The organism is Lysinibacillus sp. NPDC056185 (assembly GCF_047737915.1).
Taxonomy (GTDB): Bacteria; Bacillota; Bacilli; order Bacillales_A; family Planococcaceae; genus Lysinibacillus.
This window is the reverse complement of record NZ_JBLLLQ010000005.1, coordinates 223003-240402: the sequence shown is the minus strand read 5'-3', so window position 1 is coordinate 240402 and position 17400 is coordinate 223003. Positions and strand designations below refer to the sequence as shown.

At 37.4% G+C, this 17400-nt stretch carries 7 protein-coding genes and 1 pseudogene; 1 reads left to right on the top strand and 7 read right to left on the bottom strand.

Annotated features, from left to right (window positions below; translation table 11 throughout):
• Positions 1–275 (top strand): hypothetical protein (locus tag ACMZ42_RS07780; RefSeq protein WP_415731076.1); only part of this gene is annotated, 275 nt, incomplete at its 5' end.
• Positions 276–471: 196 nt separating this feature from the next.
• Here the strand turns inward: ACMZ42_RS07780 and ACMZ42_RS07775 are convergent.
• The 7 genes and pseudogenes from ACMZ42_RS07775 to ACMZ42_RS07745 all read right to left on the bottom strand — a co-directional run bounded on the left by ACMZ42_RS07775 (position 472) and on the right by ACMZ42_RS07745 (position 17237).
• Positions 472–1476, bottom strand: coding sequence for an acyltransferase family protein (locus tag ACMZ42_RS07775; protein ID WP_415731075.1), 1005 nt, complete (start codon positions 1474–1476; stop codon positions 472–474).
• Positions 1477–2117: 641 nt separating this feature from the next.
• Positions 2118–6617 carry an endonuclease gene (locus ACMZ42_RS07770; protein WP_415731074.1) on the bottom strand — a complete coding sequence of 1500 codons (4500 nt, stop codon included), beginning with the start codon at positions 6615–6617 and terminating at the stop codon, positions 2118–2120.
• Positions 6618–6703: 86 nt separating this feature from the next.
• Positions 6704–8539, bottom strand: a pseudogene (locus ACMZ42_RS07765) (bifunctional metallophosphatase/5'-nucleotidase); the annotation flags it as partial.
• A 1113-nt stretch (positions 8540–9652) separates the two neighbouring features.
• On the bottom strand, positions 9653–13108 hold the full coding sequence (locus tag ACMZ42_RS07760) for an S-layer homology domain-containing protein (protein WP_415731073.1): 3456 nt from the start codon (positions 13106–13108) through the stop codon (positions 9653–9655).
• Positions 13109–13708: 600 nt separating this feature from the next.
• Positions 13709–14425, bottom strand: coding sequence for a WecB/TagA/CpsF family glycosyltransferase (locus tag ACMZ42_RS07755; RefSeq protein WP_415731072.1), 717 nt, complete (start codon positions 14423–14425; stop codon positions 13709–13711).
• Positions 14422–15693 (bottom strand): nucleotide sugar dehydrogenase, encoded by a 1272-nt coding sequence (locus tag ACMZ42_RS07750; RefSeq protein WP_402872150.1) that lies wholly within the window; start codon positions 15691–15693, stop codon positions 14422–14424. The genes ACMZ42_RS07755 and ACMZ42_RS07750 overlap by 4 nt, the downstream gene beginning before the upstream one ends.
• Positions 15694–16268: 575 nt before the next feature.
• Positions 16269–17237 (bottom strand): nuclease-related domain-containing protein, encoded by a 969-nt coding sequence (locus tag ACMZ42_RS07745; protein WP_415731071.1) that lies wholly within the window; start codon positions 17235–17237, stop codon positions 16269–16271.
• Positions 17238–17400 lie beyond the last annotated feature (163 nt).

Here is a 17400-nt window from a genome sequence, read left to right as displayed (position 1 = left end):
GTCTTTTTATCAGCGATCTTCTTGAGCTTATCAGCGATTCTAAGCTTTTTATCAGCGATCTTCTTGAGCTTATCAGCGATTCTAAGCTTTTTATCAGCGATCTTCTTGAGCTTATCAGCGATTCTAAGCTTTTTATCAGCGATCTTCTTGAGCTTATCAGCGATTCTAAGCTTTTTATCAGCGATCTTCTCGTAGGTATCAGCGATTCTTGGTTACGGGCTTTTGGAACGGGGCGTGCTGGACATTTATGGCATGGGGTTTTTATGGAATATTAATTTGTCTTGAAAATGGGTCTTATAAAAATGGTTGGAACAGATACCTCGTTTCGTATGCCATATTCGTGAATCTATTGAGACTGCGAAATGGTAGATGCTATTTGTGCTACTTCTATCCCTAGTAGCGCATCCCTTTTTGCTACCGGTGAAATAAAAAAAGCAGTGATTTCTATAATTAAAGAAATCACTGCTTTTCCTATGCGGTACGTCTTTTTATTCTCCCAATTACCCACTGACTAAATGGAAGCATGGAAATCAACTTTGTCACCGTAATACAAACGATTAGCGCCCACAGCATTAGCAATGGCACTCGGACAAATGTACTATTAAAATGGTCCACAAACCATCCTGTTGATATCCGCAGAACCTCCCAATGAATGAGATAGATCATAAACGCATATCGACTTAGCAATTGAACCGTTTTCGTATAAGGTAGCGACTGCCCCCAGGCAATTACCAACAAGGCGATACTTATAACAAGCGGTATTAAATCAAGTCGTCTCGAATGCGTCTCTGTATAACCGAGCTGCAGACGGATATATAAAAAGATAGCAGATAACACAAGCAACACAATCGTCGCGTAACGATACTTTTTCGCAAGCGCAGCAATCTGCGTATAATACACACCCATCACATAAGCTATCGCAAAATAACCAAGCCAACCCGTAAATAGTAAACGCAACGTGAGTTCATTCTCTTCAAAAAATGGATATGGCAAGGCAATCAATGAATGATGGATTAACATAATCAGTACACATAACGGTAAAAACCAAGTCATAGACCATTTAAAACGCTTCATCAACGCAAAGACTACATATAACTGCATCATAACCACAACAAACCAGCCTACAAACCCGCCGTAAACAATATTACTGACAAACTTATCCCATACTAAGCCATTGTGATAAATTAACTCTACAATTACCGAATCAAGCATTGCCCATATTAAATAAGGTAGAAAAATATATTGAATTCTATTCGGCCAAAAGTTATTCGGTATTTTATCCTGATAACGATTCGCTAAAATTAAAATAGACAATAAAATAAACGTTGGCGTCGCATAACACAGCGCAATCCGTAAAAACAGATAAAACGACTGCTCTGGCTCTACACCTACCTCCATAATAATCCATGAAGAAGTGTGTAATAGTAAAATAGACAAACACGCCACCACACGCAGTAAATCCCACTCTTTAATCACTAAACATTCTCCTAAAACTATTATATCTCATTTAAGTCTGTCATAGTTTGTCGATGAATGCAATGGTGATACTTGTAATCTATGGCTATAATGAGGAGGTTATATTAATGAGAGATAGATAAGCAAAATAGATATATTTAATAGAAGAGAAGTAAAATCGATGGAGGAAGTATTAAGCGAATTAAAGCAAATTAATCATCGTCTTGATTCAATTAATAGTCGAATTGAATCGGTTGAGAATCGTCTTGAAGTAGTAGAATTTGAGTAGCAGCAAATCAAACAAGTTGTTTTAGATACAAACGAAAAAGTAAACAGACTAGTAGCTATTCACGAAAGCCAGCACCGCGCATTATTGAATTATTATCTGCCCGCTCGATCGCATGAGGCTGAGTTGAAAAGAGGAAGCGAACTACAAGGTGTTGTCTGAAAAAGTTCCTACATAAGGAAAAATCCTCTTCGCTTACCACGGAGAAGGCACAGCCATATCGGTGTACCGCTTCAATTCGTTAGCTTTATGAGTAGAATTTAAACAAACGCCACTTCAAATTAAACTTTGAAGTGGCGTTTTGAGTACTCTTCTATATTAATAAAGAAGAAAGTAATATTAAGAGTTTAAGTCACTGTATTAACTGAACTTTCCATCACCAAATCTTCTCCACCCATTCAGGATGGTCTATAAATGGATTTCGATTGCCTTGGATTTCGTAAATTCTTTCATTTCTTTGTTTTTCATATTCATCTACAGGATCTTGCTTGTGCCATTGTAAAAGAACAGAGAGCTTACCGTGATAAGGGGCTGTTCCATTATTGACTTTGTCATTTAATTCAAGATCAACCTTATCTCCAGGCTCATAACGAGTTGCCATATATAATAGTATACGTGCTACATCACCTTTTACGCGATTAGGTGGTTCGAATGAATCTGAATCTTTAAAGCAGCCATTACAACCAGCGACTGGACTGCCCCCATTGTCAAAGTCTAAATTTCCTCTTGAGCTATTCACTTGTACATCGGTTGCGCGTAAATGATGAATATCTGTTCCGGGGCCTTTGCTTGTCCCAAAGTTACCGTGTGATTTTGCCCACGTATGCTCTCGGTTCCAGTTTCCTACATTGCCGCCATTGTTTGTTTTCGGACTAGATTTCCCAGAGTAAAATAAAACGACATTATTCGAATTATTAGGGTCTTCATCCGTATACTTTAATGCATCCCAAACATCATCATAAGAAAGTACCTTTTGTTCAGAAATGATATCATGAAGAGCTTTTTTTAGTGCATGACCTTCCTTGTTATAGGCTCCTGCATAATAATCATTAGCAGTCACTGTAACGCTGAAGCTTGTAGTGACACTTTTCTTTCCATCAGATGCTGTAACGCCAACAATATGACTACCCTCATCTAAATTGAGTGTTAATAATTTTCCACTTATAGTGCCTTTTGTAGCCGTGAATGAAAGTTCATCACCATCTGGATCGGCAAAATGATCTGTTAAATCAATTTTAATTTCCTCTCCAACAGCTATAGTTTTGTTTGAAATTGGATTTTTAATGATTGGTTGATTGTTTTCAGATGGTAAAGAAGGATCCACAATGGGATCCCCTTTCGAATTTGTAAATTTAATTTGCTCAGGAGCTGCACCCTTTTTATATTGTATCGACTGAATATCAATATTTTCAGCGCCTCTTATTTCACTGACATTTGGACCTTCAATTGTGATTGTTTTCACAGCAGTGCCTTTTAGATCGATAATCATCCCTGCTTTAACTGGACTAAAGGTAACATCAGTCGTCTTAAAGCCTTCTCCATGTAGCTCCACATAGGCACCTTTAAGGAATACACCTTTTGGAATAACAGATTGTGCATCTAAATGAACTGCTATACTAGGTTTATTTATTGTCAATTTATTTGTTTTGAAGTTCTTATAATCATATACTATTTCAGGCTGAATCGGTTCAACAGTTGAACCTTTTTTTACATCGATTTGAACCATTACAGGATCATGGTCACTTGCACGGCCAGCCATGTCTGTAAAATCAGCGTTAATATGAAGAATATCGACATTGGTTTTGTCTTTTAGATTGTTTGACACTAAAATATGATCTAATACTTGTGAGTTCCCCTGAAATACATATGTGTAACGATCAGAAGCATCTACTTTATTAATCATATTTGTCATCAATTGACCTTCATGGATTTTAAGCGCATCTGCAAATTGGTAATCATTAAAATCACCTAAAGAAACAATATTTGCATCTGGATTTTTTGATTTAATGTCCCCAACAAAATTATAAACAATGTTGGCGATTTTTTTACGTTGCACTTCACTTCCATACTTTGGCGGCTGAATCGCACCAAATAAAGGAGTATCTCCTGTTTTTGAATTCCAATGATTTGCGATAACAATTACATCTTCACCTTGGAATTCAAATTGTGCTGCTAAAGGTTTGCGGCTACTATTAAAAGCTTCATTTGCCGGATCAATTCGACCAGGGTTCAATGTTAATTTCCCATCTTTATAACCAACAGCTGTTGTGGCATCTCCTGATGGGATACCTTCCATCAGCTTAACTCGCTTTGGATTATAAAGGAAGCCAACTCGAATATTAGCGTCCGGTGCTCCACCGTCTTGATTGTTGATTGGATCGATATTAACATACTGATACTCGACACCACCTACACCTTTAATAGCATCAATTAATCTTTGATAACTTTGATCCGCTTTGGAATCACCTGGAGATGGCCCGTTATTATCCTGCACCTCTGTTACGCCGACAATATCAGGGCTGCCCATATCAATACCAATTGCTCTTGCTAGTTTTCTCGCTTTATCATCAGTTGTAGAAGTTTTGTTATTAGAGAAGTTTTCTAAATTATATGAGGCAATTGTTAACTTATCTTCTGCCTTTTCTATTTTTGTCGTCTTTGGAGATGTATCTCCCTTTTCATAAGCTGCCTTCATCTCATCTAAAGAAGTATAGATTTTAAAGTTTTGATAAGAATAGCCTACGATTCCCGTAATTGGCCCTTTAAATTTATCACCTGTTGCCACTTCAAGATCGCGTGCAGCTCCATTCGGTTCTAATCGGAATTGAATTCTGTTTGGATTTGCATTTTCTTTCTCATACAATACCCCACCGTGAATTGTGTTCGTTGGTTCATCCTCTAGTACTGTTACTAAATCTCCATGATCCTGTGGTCCTACAGCTTTCACATTTCCAACTTCTACTCTCATTCCTTCGAGACTTTCCCAAAAATCAATTGCGTCGATTGTTGGATTAAAAATTTCAAGCTGATCACTGTCGATCTCACTAAATGACATTTTTAACTTATCTATTTCAATTGCTTTTGGTAAAGCTACACTGCTTTTAATGACTTCTACTTTTCCGTCTTGATCGTCACGCACATTAATTTGTGTTGTTTTTAAATCCGTTTGCTGCCTATCATCATAGCCATCGTAAGCATATTCGCTTACTTTTCCTTTAACAGATACTAAATCTCCTACCTTTATTGGCCATTGTTTCTTTCCACTATACAGAAAAATTCCTTCAGAAGTATTCGGATCATGATCAGCCAGTTCATCTGGCGTTTGAATCGTATAATACCAATTATTATTTAACGAAAATGAATACGTGACGATTCCTTCAATTCCTTCAACTGTCTGACCATCAAATGGAGAAGTATGCCCTGCACCTTGAATATCATGAATTTGTAATTGATCTGTAATGCTATAATCAAATGTAGTTATATTGCTAAATGTGCCATCTTTAGCTTTAACTATTGTTTTTAAAGTAGTATTTTTGCTAATCTCAATTGATGTCTCATATTTAAGACTTTTATCAGTTGGCTCCGTGCCATCTAATGTATAATAAATTTCTGCATCGGCTGTCGGTGTTGTTAAAGTTACTGTTGTTTTTCCAACAAACGTGCCACTTCCAGGAGATGCGCTAGCAGGCTTCAATGCCGAACTGTCCACTACGATATCTGCTTTTGATCGAGGAATGACTTGATAGTCGTTATCAAACTGTTGAACAATACCAGTGATAGATTCATAGTTTGTACCGACAGTTAAATCTAGCGAATTTGTTTCATCTCGTACAAGGAAATTTGTTCCGTCATTAGCAGTAAAGTTTGCCCACCCTACTCCTTGTTGAACGTCTGTAAGCGTAACATTCTTCACTGTTACTAACTGTGATTCGCTATCTTCATTTACTTGAGCACCTGTTACAACCTTTGGAGAAGGTACACCGGCATTTTCAACCCTTTCAACGATTGTAGCACCATCTAATTGTAATAGCCCACGATAGTCAGCTAATTTACCTTTTAAAGTAACTTCATCACCAATAGACATAGCTAAACTAGTAGGTCTTACGGCAATACCACCTGTTTCGTCTTGGACGGAGAACGTATTTTTCAAGCCCGCCGCAACTCTACCTTTGATGGTAACTGTTTCGCCTACGCCTTTAGCTCTTGCCTCTCCAATTGACAGGACGGCAGGAGTCCCCGGATCGATTGGTCCTGGATTTTCTGGATCAACAGGTTCACCTGAATTTGTATCCATAACGTGCTGGCCTAAATTAGAAAAATCATCTACCGGATATGAAGTCCATTCTAAAGCTGCATTAAATGGATCATCAATAATTGTATCACCCGACAATACTGAACTCTTTCTTACTAAAGTTACATCTTTACCAAAATCCGCTGAAGAACCAACTTGCCCAATAGAATCGACTATTTCACCAGATTTCTTTAATACAATTGGATCATTTCCATTGAAATTAATAACAGCTGAGTTTTCTAGATTTCCTTTTGCTTTAATGTTAGGCGCTGCATCTTTATGATATAAAACATAGGTAGCCCCACTTTCTAGAATACCTGTCAGATTCACTTTATTTTTCGCGGTAACTTCCCCGTTCGTATGAAGTTCTAGCGTATAATTACTTAAATCAACCGCGGCGCCTGTACCATTATAAATTTCAACCGCTTTATTGAAGGAACTTCCTTCTATATACTCTGAAATAATTAAATCCTTTGCTAATGTTTCAGCTTGTACAGTGAGAGGTGCTACTGGTGCGGCAACACTCGCGACTAAGGTTGTTGCTAAAAAGGCGTTTATCGGCTTCTTCCAATTCTTCTTTGGCATCTAGTCAATTCTCCTTTCAAATTTAGGAAAGTTAGTTTTTAAAATGCAAAGCCTTCCCTCTATTAAGAGAAGACTTTGCAAAAGAATTATTGAATTGTTTCTCCATTAACTGTGATTCCATTAAAATTAATTTTTTTAGCATCTGTTTTTGAAAGATCCAGATTCCCTTCTACTTGTATGTTTGAAAAAGATAATTCATCCTTTAAAGCACCTGTTATAATTAAATTTCCTTTCACTACCGCATTTTCTAATAAAGAAATATTGTTAACATCTACTGTTACATTTCCTTCATACACTTTTGGTTTGTCTGCTGTACCAGAGAATTCTGACTCTGGGATATTTTTATCAGGTACTAGACTATTAGCAACGTCTACAATTCTTCCTTCAATTTTTGGATTGACTTTGCCTAGGGACTTAAGTTGTTCAGCAAGGTTTTCCCAGTCAGATAAGCCTAAGTCTGTCACTCGCCCTTCCTCATATGCCTTTTTAAAGACATCAAAGCCATCTCCACCTTTTGCAGTGAATGCATTTGTTGCAACTGTATAAGTCTCGTTATCTTGAATTTCTTTGTAATTTCCTTGTGCATCCTTATATGAAATTTTTACGATACGTTGACCTGCTGCTTTAGAAGAATCAAACTCTACCTTTGCACCTGAAACATGTAGGAAACCACCATTTTCAGCTGGGTATTGCCCAACGCTTATTTCAAATGCTTGTTTCAATTCTTTTCCTGTCAAAGACATTGTCGCTAATGTATTACCGAAAGGAAGTACAGTTATTACTTCACCAACTGTAATAGGTCCTTGATCAATTCCAGCACGGATACCTCCACCGTTTTGAAGAGCCATAATGACATTTGCATTATACTTTTTCGCTTTCGCAAGCATGCCATCTGTAATAACATTACCTAAAGGTGTTTCGTTTCTACGTACACTTGGCTTTGTGTTATCTCCACCAGTACGTGGATTCTCTAACGCTACTAAAGCTTCTGCACCAATTTCCTTCTTTGAAACTTCTTCTACTTTTTGCTTAAAAGGCTTTAACATTTCTACTGCTTGTGCATCCTCAGCATAATCAGCTACTTTTAATAAAGCACCATTATGCTCAATGACAACACCTTTTTGGTCAAAAGTAACGCCCAAAGTACCTAAATAATCATTGTACTGATATGCTTGTACAATTACCGTTGGATCTTTTGCTTGTCCAGTCGAATTTTTATTTACAACGGTTGGTTTATCAAGCTGTGTATGACTATGCCCACCAACAATAATATCGATACCTTCTACAGATTTTGCTAGAATAAGATCATTATCATATACAGGGTTATCATCATAGCCAATATGCGTTAAGGCAATTATTTTATTGACACCTTTATCTTCAAAAGCTTTTACCGCTTTTTTCGCTTCCTCGATGTAGTTTTTGAATGCAACACTGCCTGGAGAGGAAATCTCTTTTGTTTCCGCAGTTGTTAAGCCGAAAATCCCCACTTTTTCACCATTTATTTCTTTAATAATCCCGTTATAGATCTTACCTTTTTGTGGCTCACTTGAGATAAGATCCGTAAATAGACCTTTAAACTTTGCATCCTTTGAAAAATCTACGTTAGCTGAAACGAATGGGAAATGTGCTCCCTTAATAAAATCAACTAAGGCTTGATGTCCTTCAGGTGTCGAACCTAAATCAAATTCATGGTTACCGAATGTCATCACGTCATAACGCATTAAATTCATAAATGCTAAATCAGCCTGTCCCTTAAATTCATTAAAATATAAAGTTCCAGAGAAAACATCTCCTGCATCTAATAGTAATGCATCAGGTTTTTTGGCTCTAACCTCCTTAACTGCTGTCACCTTTCTAGCAATATTATTTAAATTCGCATGAGTGTCGTTTGAATGCATTAACGACAAAGTAAACTTATCTTTGCTATTCCCACCTTATACCATATATCTCTATCTAGGCTTTCGGTTTGGGCCTACACCGTACAGGCGACTTTCATCGCATACGGCGTGCCATCAATAGTAAAACTATTCGAAACATATTTCCCCACTACATATATATGTAAACATATTATTGTTAATACACTATTTTTATAGTATTTATATTATGTTAATGAATTGTAATAGTGGAAATATACACATTCTATAGAGAATTGATAATTTACATCAGATTAATAACATATAAACAAATTAACCCTACATAGAGATTACACATTCCATCTTATTTGCATAACGATAAAAGCAAAGGCAAAATATATATATCAAAAGAAATAGCCTCTCAACCAGTTACAGGTTGAGAGGCTAGTTTATACTTCTCTTAACTAAAAAAAGAGGCAATCTCATACATGATTGCCTCTGGAAAATACCATATTGAAAGAAACAAATTTTTGGGGAAATAAGTTTCTCCTAGAACTACTACTGACTGGGTTCCTTCGCTCCTACTAGTTTTACCCTTCTCATATGTTACCATACAAGTCCAATCGGCTAGCAATCCACACTACTATGAACCCGCTGCCATCTCTTCGGCTTCGTAGGTTTTCTATCGAACCTCTTCCGAAAAGACTTCAAACGTTCCATCGTCTTGTTCCCTCTTTTTAATGACCTTAGGCTCCCACTATACAGTATGCCCATCATCTGTTTAACAGTTCCCAAATTATGCAGATGATCTCCTCATTATTGCAAATGAAAGAATTATGCATGAACCCCTAGCAATTTACGCATACATAATCGACACATACAGCCTACATGGATTCGTCGTCCTAGCCATAGCCATTTTTTAAAGAACCCCGCCTCAATTCCTTGAGTACGACTTCACCTGACTTCACCCCTTTAAGCGGATAGACACTCGCACTGGATGCAGGAGGATTAGGCTCGTGAGCAAACGGAACTGTTCCCACGCATCAGAACTTCCCTGATGAATACAAAATCGATAGTTAGAAAAGACCCCGTAGAGTCAAACTAATTAAAGTTATATCTACGGGGCCATAATCTACTTATTTCACTAGCAAGCTAGTTTATAAAGTAACGTTTCGTTTAGTTTTATTTAGAAGTTACTGTCCACGCTTTAGTTGCTTCAACATATTTTACTTCATACGTGAAGTTACCAGCTTTTTCAGTAGCATTTGCTGGAGTTTTAACAGTAATTGTTCCTTCACCATCAGCTGTTGGAGCATCTGCAAATGTAATTGTTGTACTAGTAGCTGCAGTGTCTACTTTAGCAACAGTACCTGCTTTAGTGTCAACAGTAATTGTTTGACCATCTGCAATTGTTACGTTTGAAGAGAATGTAACTGTAACAATTTTACCAGCAGCATCTACTGTAGCTGTAGCTGTTGGAGCTTCTGCTTTTTTCATTTCTACTAATGCTTTGATAGCAGCTTCAATAGCTTTTGCTTTAGTGTCTTTTTCTGCAGTAGTACCCTCAGCTAAATTACCTGCATCAGTTACTGCTTTATAAGATGCCGCTGTGTAATCAGCTGCATTAAGAGCATCTGCTTTTGCTTTAGCTGCTTTTAATGCAGTATCTGCAGCGTCAGCTTTTGCTACTAATCCGTTGATTGCAGCTTCAATAGCTTTTGTTTTAGCTTCTTTATCTGCAGTAGTAGTTTCAGTTAATTTTAATGCATCAGTTAATGCTTTATAAGATTCTGCAGTGTAATCAGCTTCTTTATGAGTTGCTGCTTTTTCTTTAGCTTCTTTTAAAGCTGTTGCTGCAGCATCTGCTACAGTTGCTGTATCAACTGGAGCATCAGCACTTACTGCTTTAAGGTAGAAAGTAATGTCATCACCTTTTACTTCATAAGTAACTTCTAAACCAGTTTTCCCTCCAGCTAATGCTGCAGCTTTTAATGCTTTTACGAAGTTTTCTTCTGATACTGGTCGGTTATCTTCATCACGGTAAGCATATTTTTTACCTGTTTCACCAGCAAATTTAATTGCAGTTTTACCTTCAATTGTTAATGTTTTCTTAGAAGTATCAAATGAAACGATATTTCCTTTTTCTAAGTTAGATACATCAGTTGTTGCAGTGAATTTAGCAGTTGATTCTTTTGCAATAAAGTTGAAATCTTTTTTATCGTTAGTTGCTTTACCAGTTGCTACAACTTTAACTGAACCAGATTTACCATCAACAGAACTTACTTTTAACACTTCTGAACTTGTTAATTTAACAGTTTTGCTACGGTTTGGTGAAATTTTATCGTTATCAGAAACCGTTGTTGAACCAGCGTCTCCAAGGTAAAGTACACTAGAACCGGTGTTGTAAATTGTATAAGTTACATCACCAAGTGTCCCAATCGTAGTTACCTCTCCACTTTGGTTAACTAGTTCTACTTTAAATTCTGCCGCTACATTGCCTTTTAAATCTGCTGTAGCTTTAAATTTACCATTAGCATTCTTAACTTTTAATGAAGCACCTTCTAATTTTTCTGCTTCGAAGTAAGTAATTGGTGCAACAGCTTTCGGTTCACCTTCATCAAGGACACCTTGTTTGTTTACATACGCACTGTTAATATCAATCCAAACTACAGGAGTTCCATATGTGCTTTCTTTATCATTAGCAATGATGAACTTTGCTTCACCTTTAGAGTCAGTTGTAACAGTGATATGTTTTAAATCATTTTTATAAATACGGTTGTCATTATCATCTAACTCTACGAAGTAAGCATCCGTATTTGTGCTGATGATACGGTCAATATCTTCATTAAACGCAACGTTTACTACTTCATTTTTCGCAACTTCACCATTTTTATTTTTTACAACTACTTTGTATTCACGACCATTTTCGTAACCGATAGCTGCATTTTCGCCACCCTCACGAGTAACATCGATTTTGTAGTCTGATTGTATAGCTGAGAATTTAACTTTAGCACCACGTACTTGTAAATCTGAAGCATCATATTTGTAGTCAATTACTGTTGAACCGTTTACTACTGTGTTGTTTGCTTCAAATACCACCGGTGTTACTTCAGCAGTGTTTGTACCTGATACTGTAAATGTAGCTTCACCTTTAGAATCAGTTGTAACCTGTGCAGCAACTGGAGCTGTATCATTAGTTAATTGTTTAACAGCTACACCATTAACTGTTACATTTTGTAATTTATCAGGAGTAACATTAATGTTTTCTAGGAATGAAACATTTAAGTTTTTGTTTGACACAGCTTTACCTGTAACAGCGTCTTTATAAGTAACTTTGTAAGTTTTGTTAGCACCGTTGTTGATTGTAGCACCTTCAGTTACTTCAGTAATTGAAAGGATTGTATCAACACCCCAGAATACATAACCAGTTGAGAATTTTGAACGATCACCAGTTGCATATACAGTTACAGCATCAGTTGTTGCAGCATAACGAGTATAAGTGTGAGTTGCTACACCATTTTCGTCAGTAAGTGCTTCAACAGTAACTGGAGCTTTAATTCCATCAGCAGAACCTGGTACGAATAATGTTACTGGAATACCAGCTTTAGAAGCACCTTCAGCTACAGTTACTTGTGCTTTAAGTGTTACTTGTTGCCCAAGTTTACCTTGAAGTGATTGGTCTACGATATCAACTTTAGTTGGGATTACAGCTGTAACACCTTTGAATTTACCGATTTCATCGCCAGCAAGAGATACAGTGTACTCTTTGTCAGCTGTTTGTGATGCAGTAGTTAAAACAACAACTTTTTTGTTAGTTTGTTTTACAGCTGCGTTTTTAACTTCTAAATCTTTGATTTCGAAGTTAAGAGCTTGTACGTTTTCAACTTCTTTGTCAAATGTAATTTCAACAGTTGTGTTGTTGATAGCTTTTACAGCAGCTTTTGCAGGAGCTGTGAATTCAAGTTTCATTGTACGGTCTAAGAAAGAAGCGAATTGAGCACGAGTAATTGTGTCATTTGGTTTGAATGCTTTACCTGGTAGTGTAGCTGCTTTTGTTAGTTCAGCATACTCTAAAGCAGTGATCGCTTCACGTTGTTCAGTATTAAGACCGCCTAAGTCAGAGATTTCGCTCGTGAATTTAGCATCTTTGTACTCTTTAACTAGATCTACTTCTTGGATTTCTTTGATAGCACGAACTAAAACGATTGCCATTTGTTGACGTGCCATATTTTGTGAGTAGTTTAAGTTGCCGTTTACGCCATTAAATGCGCCTGCATCTTTAGCAAGTGCAGCATATTGCACTAATTCTTTATCAGCAGTTGTTACTGGTAGATCGTTGAAGCGTTGGTTTGAATTCCAGTCAGTTGGAATTTCATAACCTTCAGTTTCTAACCAGCGACCTAATAATTTAACCACTTGACCACGAGAAACAAATTGGTCTGGTTTGAATGTGCCATCTGGATATCCTTTGATGATACCAGCGTCTACAAGAGAGCTGATCGCATCTTTGTGCGAGTTAGTGTCTGTTACATCTGTAAAACTTGCTGCTGAAGCCACTGGTACGATAGCTGCTGCTACTAATGTAGCTGTAGCAGCTGTTGCTACGAATTTTTTGTATTTCTTTGGTTGGTTAGCCATTGAAAAATTTCCTCCTCTAAGTTCATAAAATATGTCTCTACTACAAATACATAGAATTGCAGTAAATAAACAACTACACATAAAAGTATAGTTGCATACCTAAAAGTTGTCAATCATATTTTGGGAAAGTTTCTAATTCATTTCCGGAAAAACATGGGCATGCAACTCTCTTTTACCATTGTTATCTATTTAAGCTGATTTTTCAAGTATTATTACACATCTTTTCCAACAATAATTTGGAACACGATCCTTAAATGTTCAACGTTTTTACAACAAATAACAATTATAGGTCCGACATCCAATTATATAGATATGAAAATTGGTAATTCTTTTTGGTTCTATGGAAAATGTAATGGCGTAAAAAAGAAGACGTTTCGGTGAATGTTCTGTGGGATCTTTGGATAATGCATCTATGTTTTAAGTGTAGAATTATATTTCTAGACACGAAAAAAGCTCAAGCATATAAATGCTTGAGCTTTTTTCGCTTGGGCTACCAACCGTTGTTTCCTTGCAGGGAATTCTATTTATTTCATAGAGGAAATTCCTATACAAATACAGTCTAACACTTTCAATTTAAAACGACAATACCAATTTTTAAAATTATTGACGTTTCTGCCTTGCCACTTCCAATAAAAATAATGGAAGTGCGATTTGACGCTTGATACGCTTCGGTTCTTTCATTAATCGATAAAACCATTCAAGACCAAATTTTTGGAAAACCTCTGGTGCACGTTTAACTGTACCCGCCAGCACATCGAATGATCCACCCACGCCTTGATAAATGGTTGGATGCAATTGATCGCGATTTGCATTAATCCAGTTTTCTTGCTTTGGACTGCCCATCGCTACAAAAAGTAAATCGGGTTGTGCTTCATTAATGCGGTCAAGTACCTTCTGTTCGTCCTTTTCATAGCCGTCCTGTGTGCCGACTATTTTAATAGAAGGGAATAATGATTCTAGCTTTGCTTTTGCCGCATCTGCAACACCCGGTTTCCCTCCATAAAGGAAAATAGGCTTGCCACGTTTTGCAGCTTCCTCGCAAAGCTTCATCATCATATCGACGCCTGTAACACGTTCACGAATTTGCCCTTTTTGAATTTTGGAAGCAAGAATAACACCAATGCCATCCGGAATTTGAAATTCCGCGTCGTTAAGCAGCTTCTTTAAAGCAGGGTCCTCTTTTGCCTTGATAATCTTTTCCGGATTGATGGCAACAACGAGCGCCTTTTGCTTTTTTTCAATACGCCCGAATGCCATTTCCATTAATTCATCGTAGCCTTCCGTATTGACATTGATGCCAAGTACTGTTTCTTTCATCGGTTTTTCGCATCTCCTAAAAGGTGGAACTGGAAGCCTGCTTCTTCCCATTTATCACGTTTTAAGCAGTTTTTCGTATCAAAGACGATTTTTGATTTCGCTGTAACTTCTGCAGTGTCTAATGCTTTGAATTCATTATGATCCGTTAGAACAACGATGATATCTGCATCTTTTGTAGCTTCTTCTAAGCTTTGTGTTTGTGTAGCATGTTTGTTTTCTTTAATGTGTGGATCGTATGAAATAACTTCTAATCCAAGATTTTGTAACTCGTCAATAACGATTGTAGATGGACTTTCGCGCATATCATCTACGTTACCTTTGAAGGCTAGTCCAAGAACAGCTACTTTGCCACCAGCAATTTTGTTTTGATTTAAGATTGCTTGTGTTTTTTGTGCTGTAAAGCTTGGCATACTATCATTTGTATTACGGGATAAGTGAATAATTTGTGCTGTCTCGCCACCTAGCTCAACTAGGAACCAAGGGTCAACCGCGATACAGTGACCACCTACACCAGGACCCGGGAAGTGAACATTTACACGTGGGTGATAGTTCGCAAATTTAATCGCTTCCCAAATGTTTACGTCTAACTTCTCTGCTAATTTTGCAAGCTCATTGGCAAAAGCAATGTTTACATCACGGTAAGTGTTTTCCATTACTTTTACTAACTCAGCTGTAGTTGCATCTGTAAGGTGGATTGTACCATTCACAAATGTTTGATAAAGCTCTTTTGTCATTTGTGCAGACTTGTCATCAATCCCACCAACGATACGGTCGTTGTTCACTAATTCTTCAAAAATACGACCAGGAATAACACGTTCTGGTGAATGTGCTACAAATAAATCGATACCAAATTCAAGATTTGCTTTGATTAATTCTGGTAGCATAATGTGCTCTACAGTTTTCGGTGGTACTGTCGATTCAAGAATGACAAGGTCACCTTTTTTCAAGAATGGCACAATCGAAGCCGTAGCTTGACGCACATATTCTAAATTCGCTGTATTATCAGGATTAATTGGCGATGGAACAGCAACGATGAATACGTCCGCTTCCTGTGGTGTCGTTGACGCCGTTAAAAATCCTTCATCTACTGCTTTGTTCAGGCGCTCCTGCAATCCATTTTCTTCAATATGCAGTTTTTTCTCTTGAATACTTTTTACTGCTGCCGGGTTTACGTCCACCCCATGTACTTTTATGCCGTGGTTGGCAAACATTACAGCCGTTGGTAAACCGATGTAGCCAAGTCCAACGACACAAATTGATTTAGTCATTCTCTATTCTTCCTTCCGTTTTCAAAAACGAGTAGTTATGTTATATGTTCTATAAATGCGTGATGCATTTTGTTCTGCATTATAGTATACATCTTTCCAATGAAAGTGTGAATTAATTTGTTATTTTGAAACTGTTTTCTGTGTCCAATTAGCAAAAGTTTTGTCTGTTTGTGGCGGAATTTCGGGTTTTGGTGGCGTTCTTTGCTTGGTTAGCGGCGCAATTTGATGTTTTAGCGACGTTCTTCCTTTGGTTAGCGGCGCAATTCGCTCTTTTAGCGGCGAACTCCAATTTAAGTCTGTCATTTGGCAAGAGTCTTGCCCGTTAGCGGCGCAATCTTGGGTTTTAGCGGCGTTCTTTGCTTGGTTAGCGGCGCAATTTTATGTTTTAGCGGCGTTCTTCCTTTGATTAGCGGCGCAACTCACTCTTTTAGCGGCGAACTCTATTTTAAGTCTGTCATTTGGCAAGAGTCTTGCCCGTTAGCGGCGGAATCTTGGGTTTTAGCGGCGTTCTTTGCTTGGTTAGCGGCGCAATTTTGATGTTTTAGCAGCGTTCTTCCTTTGATTAGCGGCGTAACTCACTCTTTTAGCGGCGAATTCCAATATAAGTTGGACAAATGGTACTTCCTAATTCGATCTGGCCCGGTACTTGATAAATTTAATTTTTGTAAAAGCCGTTTTGCTACATACTGACTCTCTATATTCAGAAACTCACGACATTCACTGTTCGATATTGTATCTCCTACTAGCATGTGATAATCCAGTAGTGCTCGTATATGTGCGTTTTTACATTGAAATTTACAACTTTGACAATACCAAGTCATGCGCAATTTCTCCATCCCAAACTCCCCACAGTTTTCACAATAAACACCCCGTCGCAAAGCAGAGGCATCAATTTGATAGTATTGGCAAAGTGGAAATGGCGTTCTGTGCTGTAAATGTGACAAAATAATGTTTTTGATTTCTGTCATTGTTGCTGTCTCTTTGTTTTTCTCTAAATGTTTATGCAGGAATATCGGTAACTCTTTTGCCATTAAAATTGGCAATCGTCCGTCTTCTCGATGAATATTTACATTATTAAATGGGAAAACAACAGCTCCATAAATGGGGATAGATACATTTTGGGTGTCTAAGAAATATTTCATACTTTGAATATACTGTTCAAGTTGAATTTCAGGATGCGTAAAAACGTGAACCTCTCCAGATTCCGATGTTCGAATGAGCTGGCGAGGGTCACTTTTAAAATGGACAGTTCCTCGAATATTTTTAATTTCTAATAGAATAATAGCGTTGGGGACAATGAGTAAAATATCAATTTGCATGGGAAGAACAGAGGGAAGTATTACATTGTGGAAAATGTAGCAATCATTGAGCAGTGCTATTTGCTGTAGTTCCTTCATAACATATTGCTCACCAAAATCACCAGCTTCTTTATTTTTAAGTTCCTGCTGAAAATTTTGATATTGTGGGTGCGTGGGCTGCATCCGAGTCACAAGAGCTTGGAGTCCTTTTGTCAATGGAGATGGTACGAAGGGTTTTACAATCAATCAACTCTCTCCTTTTCTATATTAAATTTAATAGGTTTATCAGCTAGTTTAGGATCCTTTCAGCGATTATAGCATGTCTATCAGCGGTTTTCACTTTTTATCAGCAATTGTTTCTTTTTTATCAGCGATGCTCTCCTCTTTATCAGCGATTGTCTCACTCTTA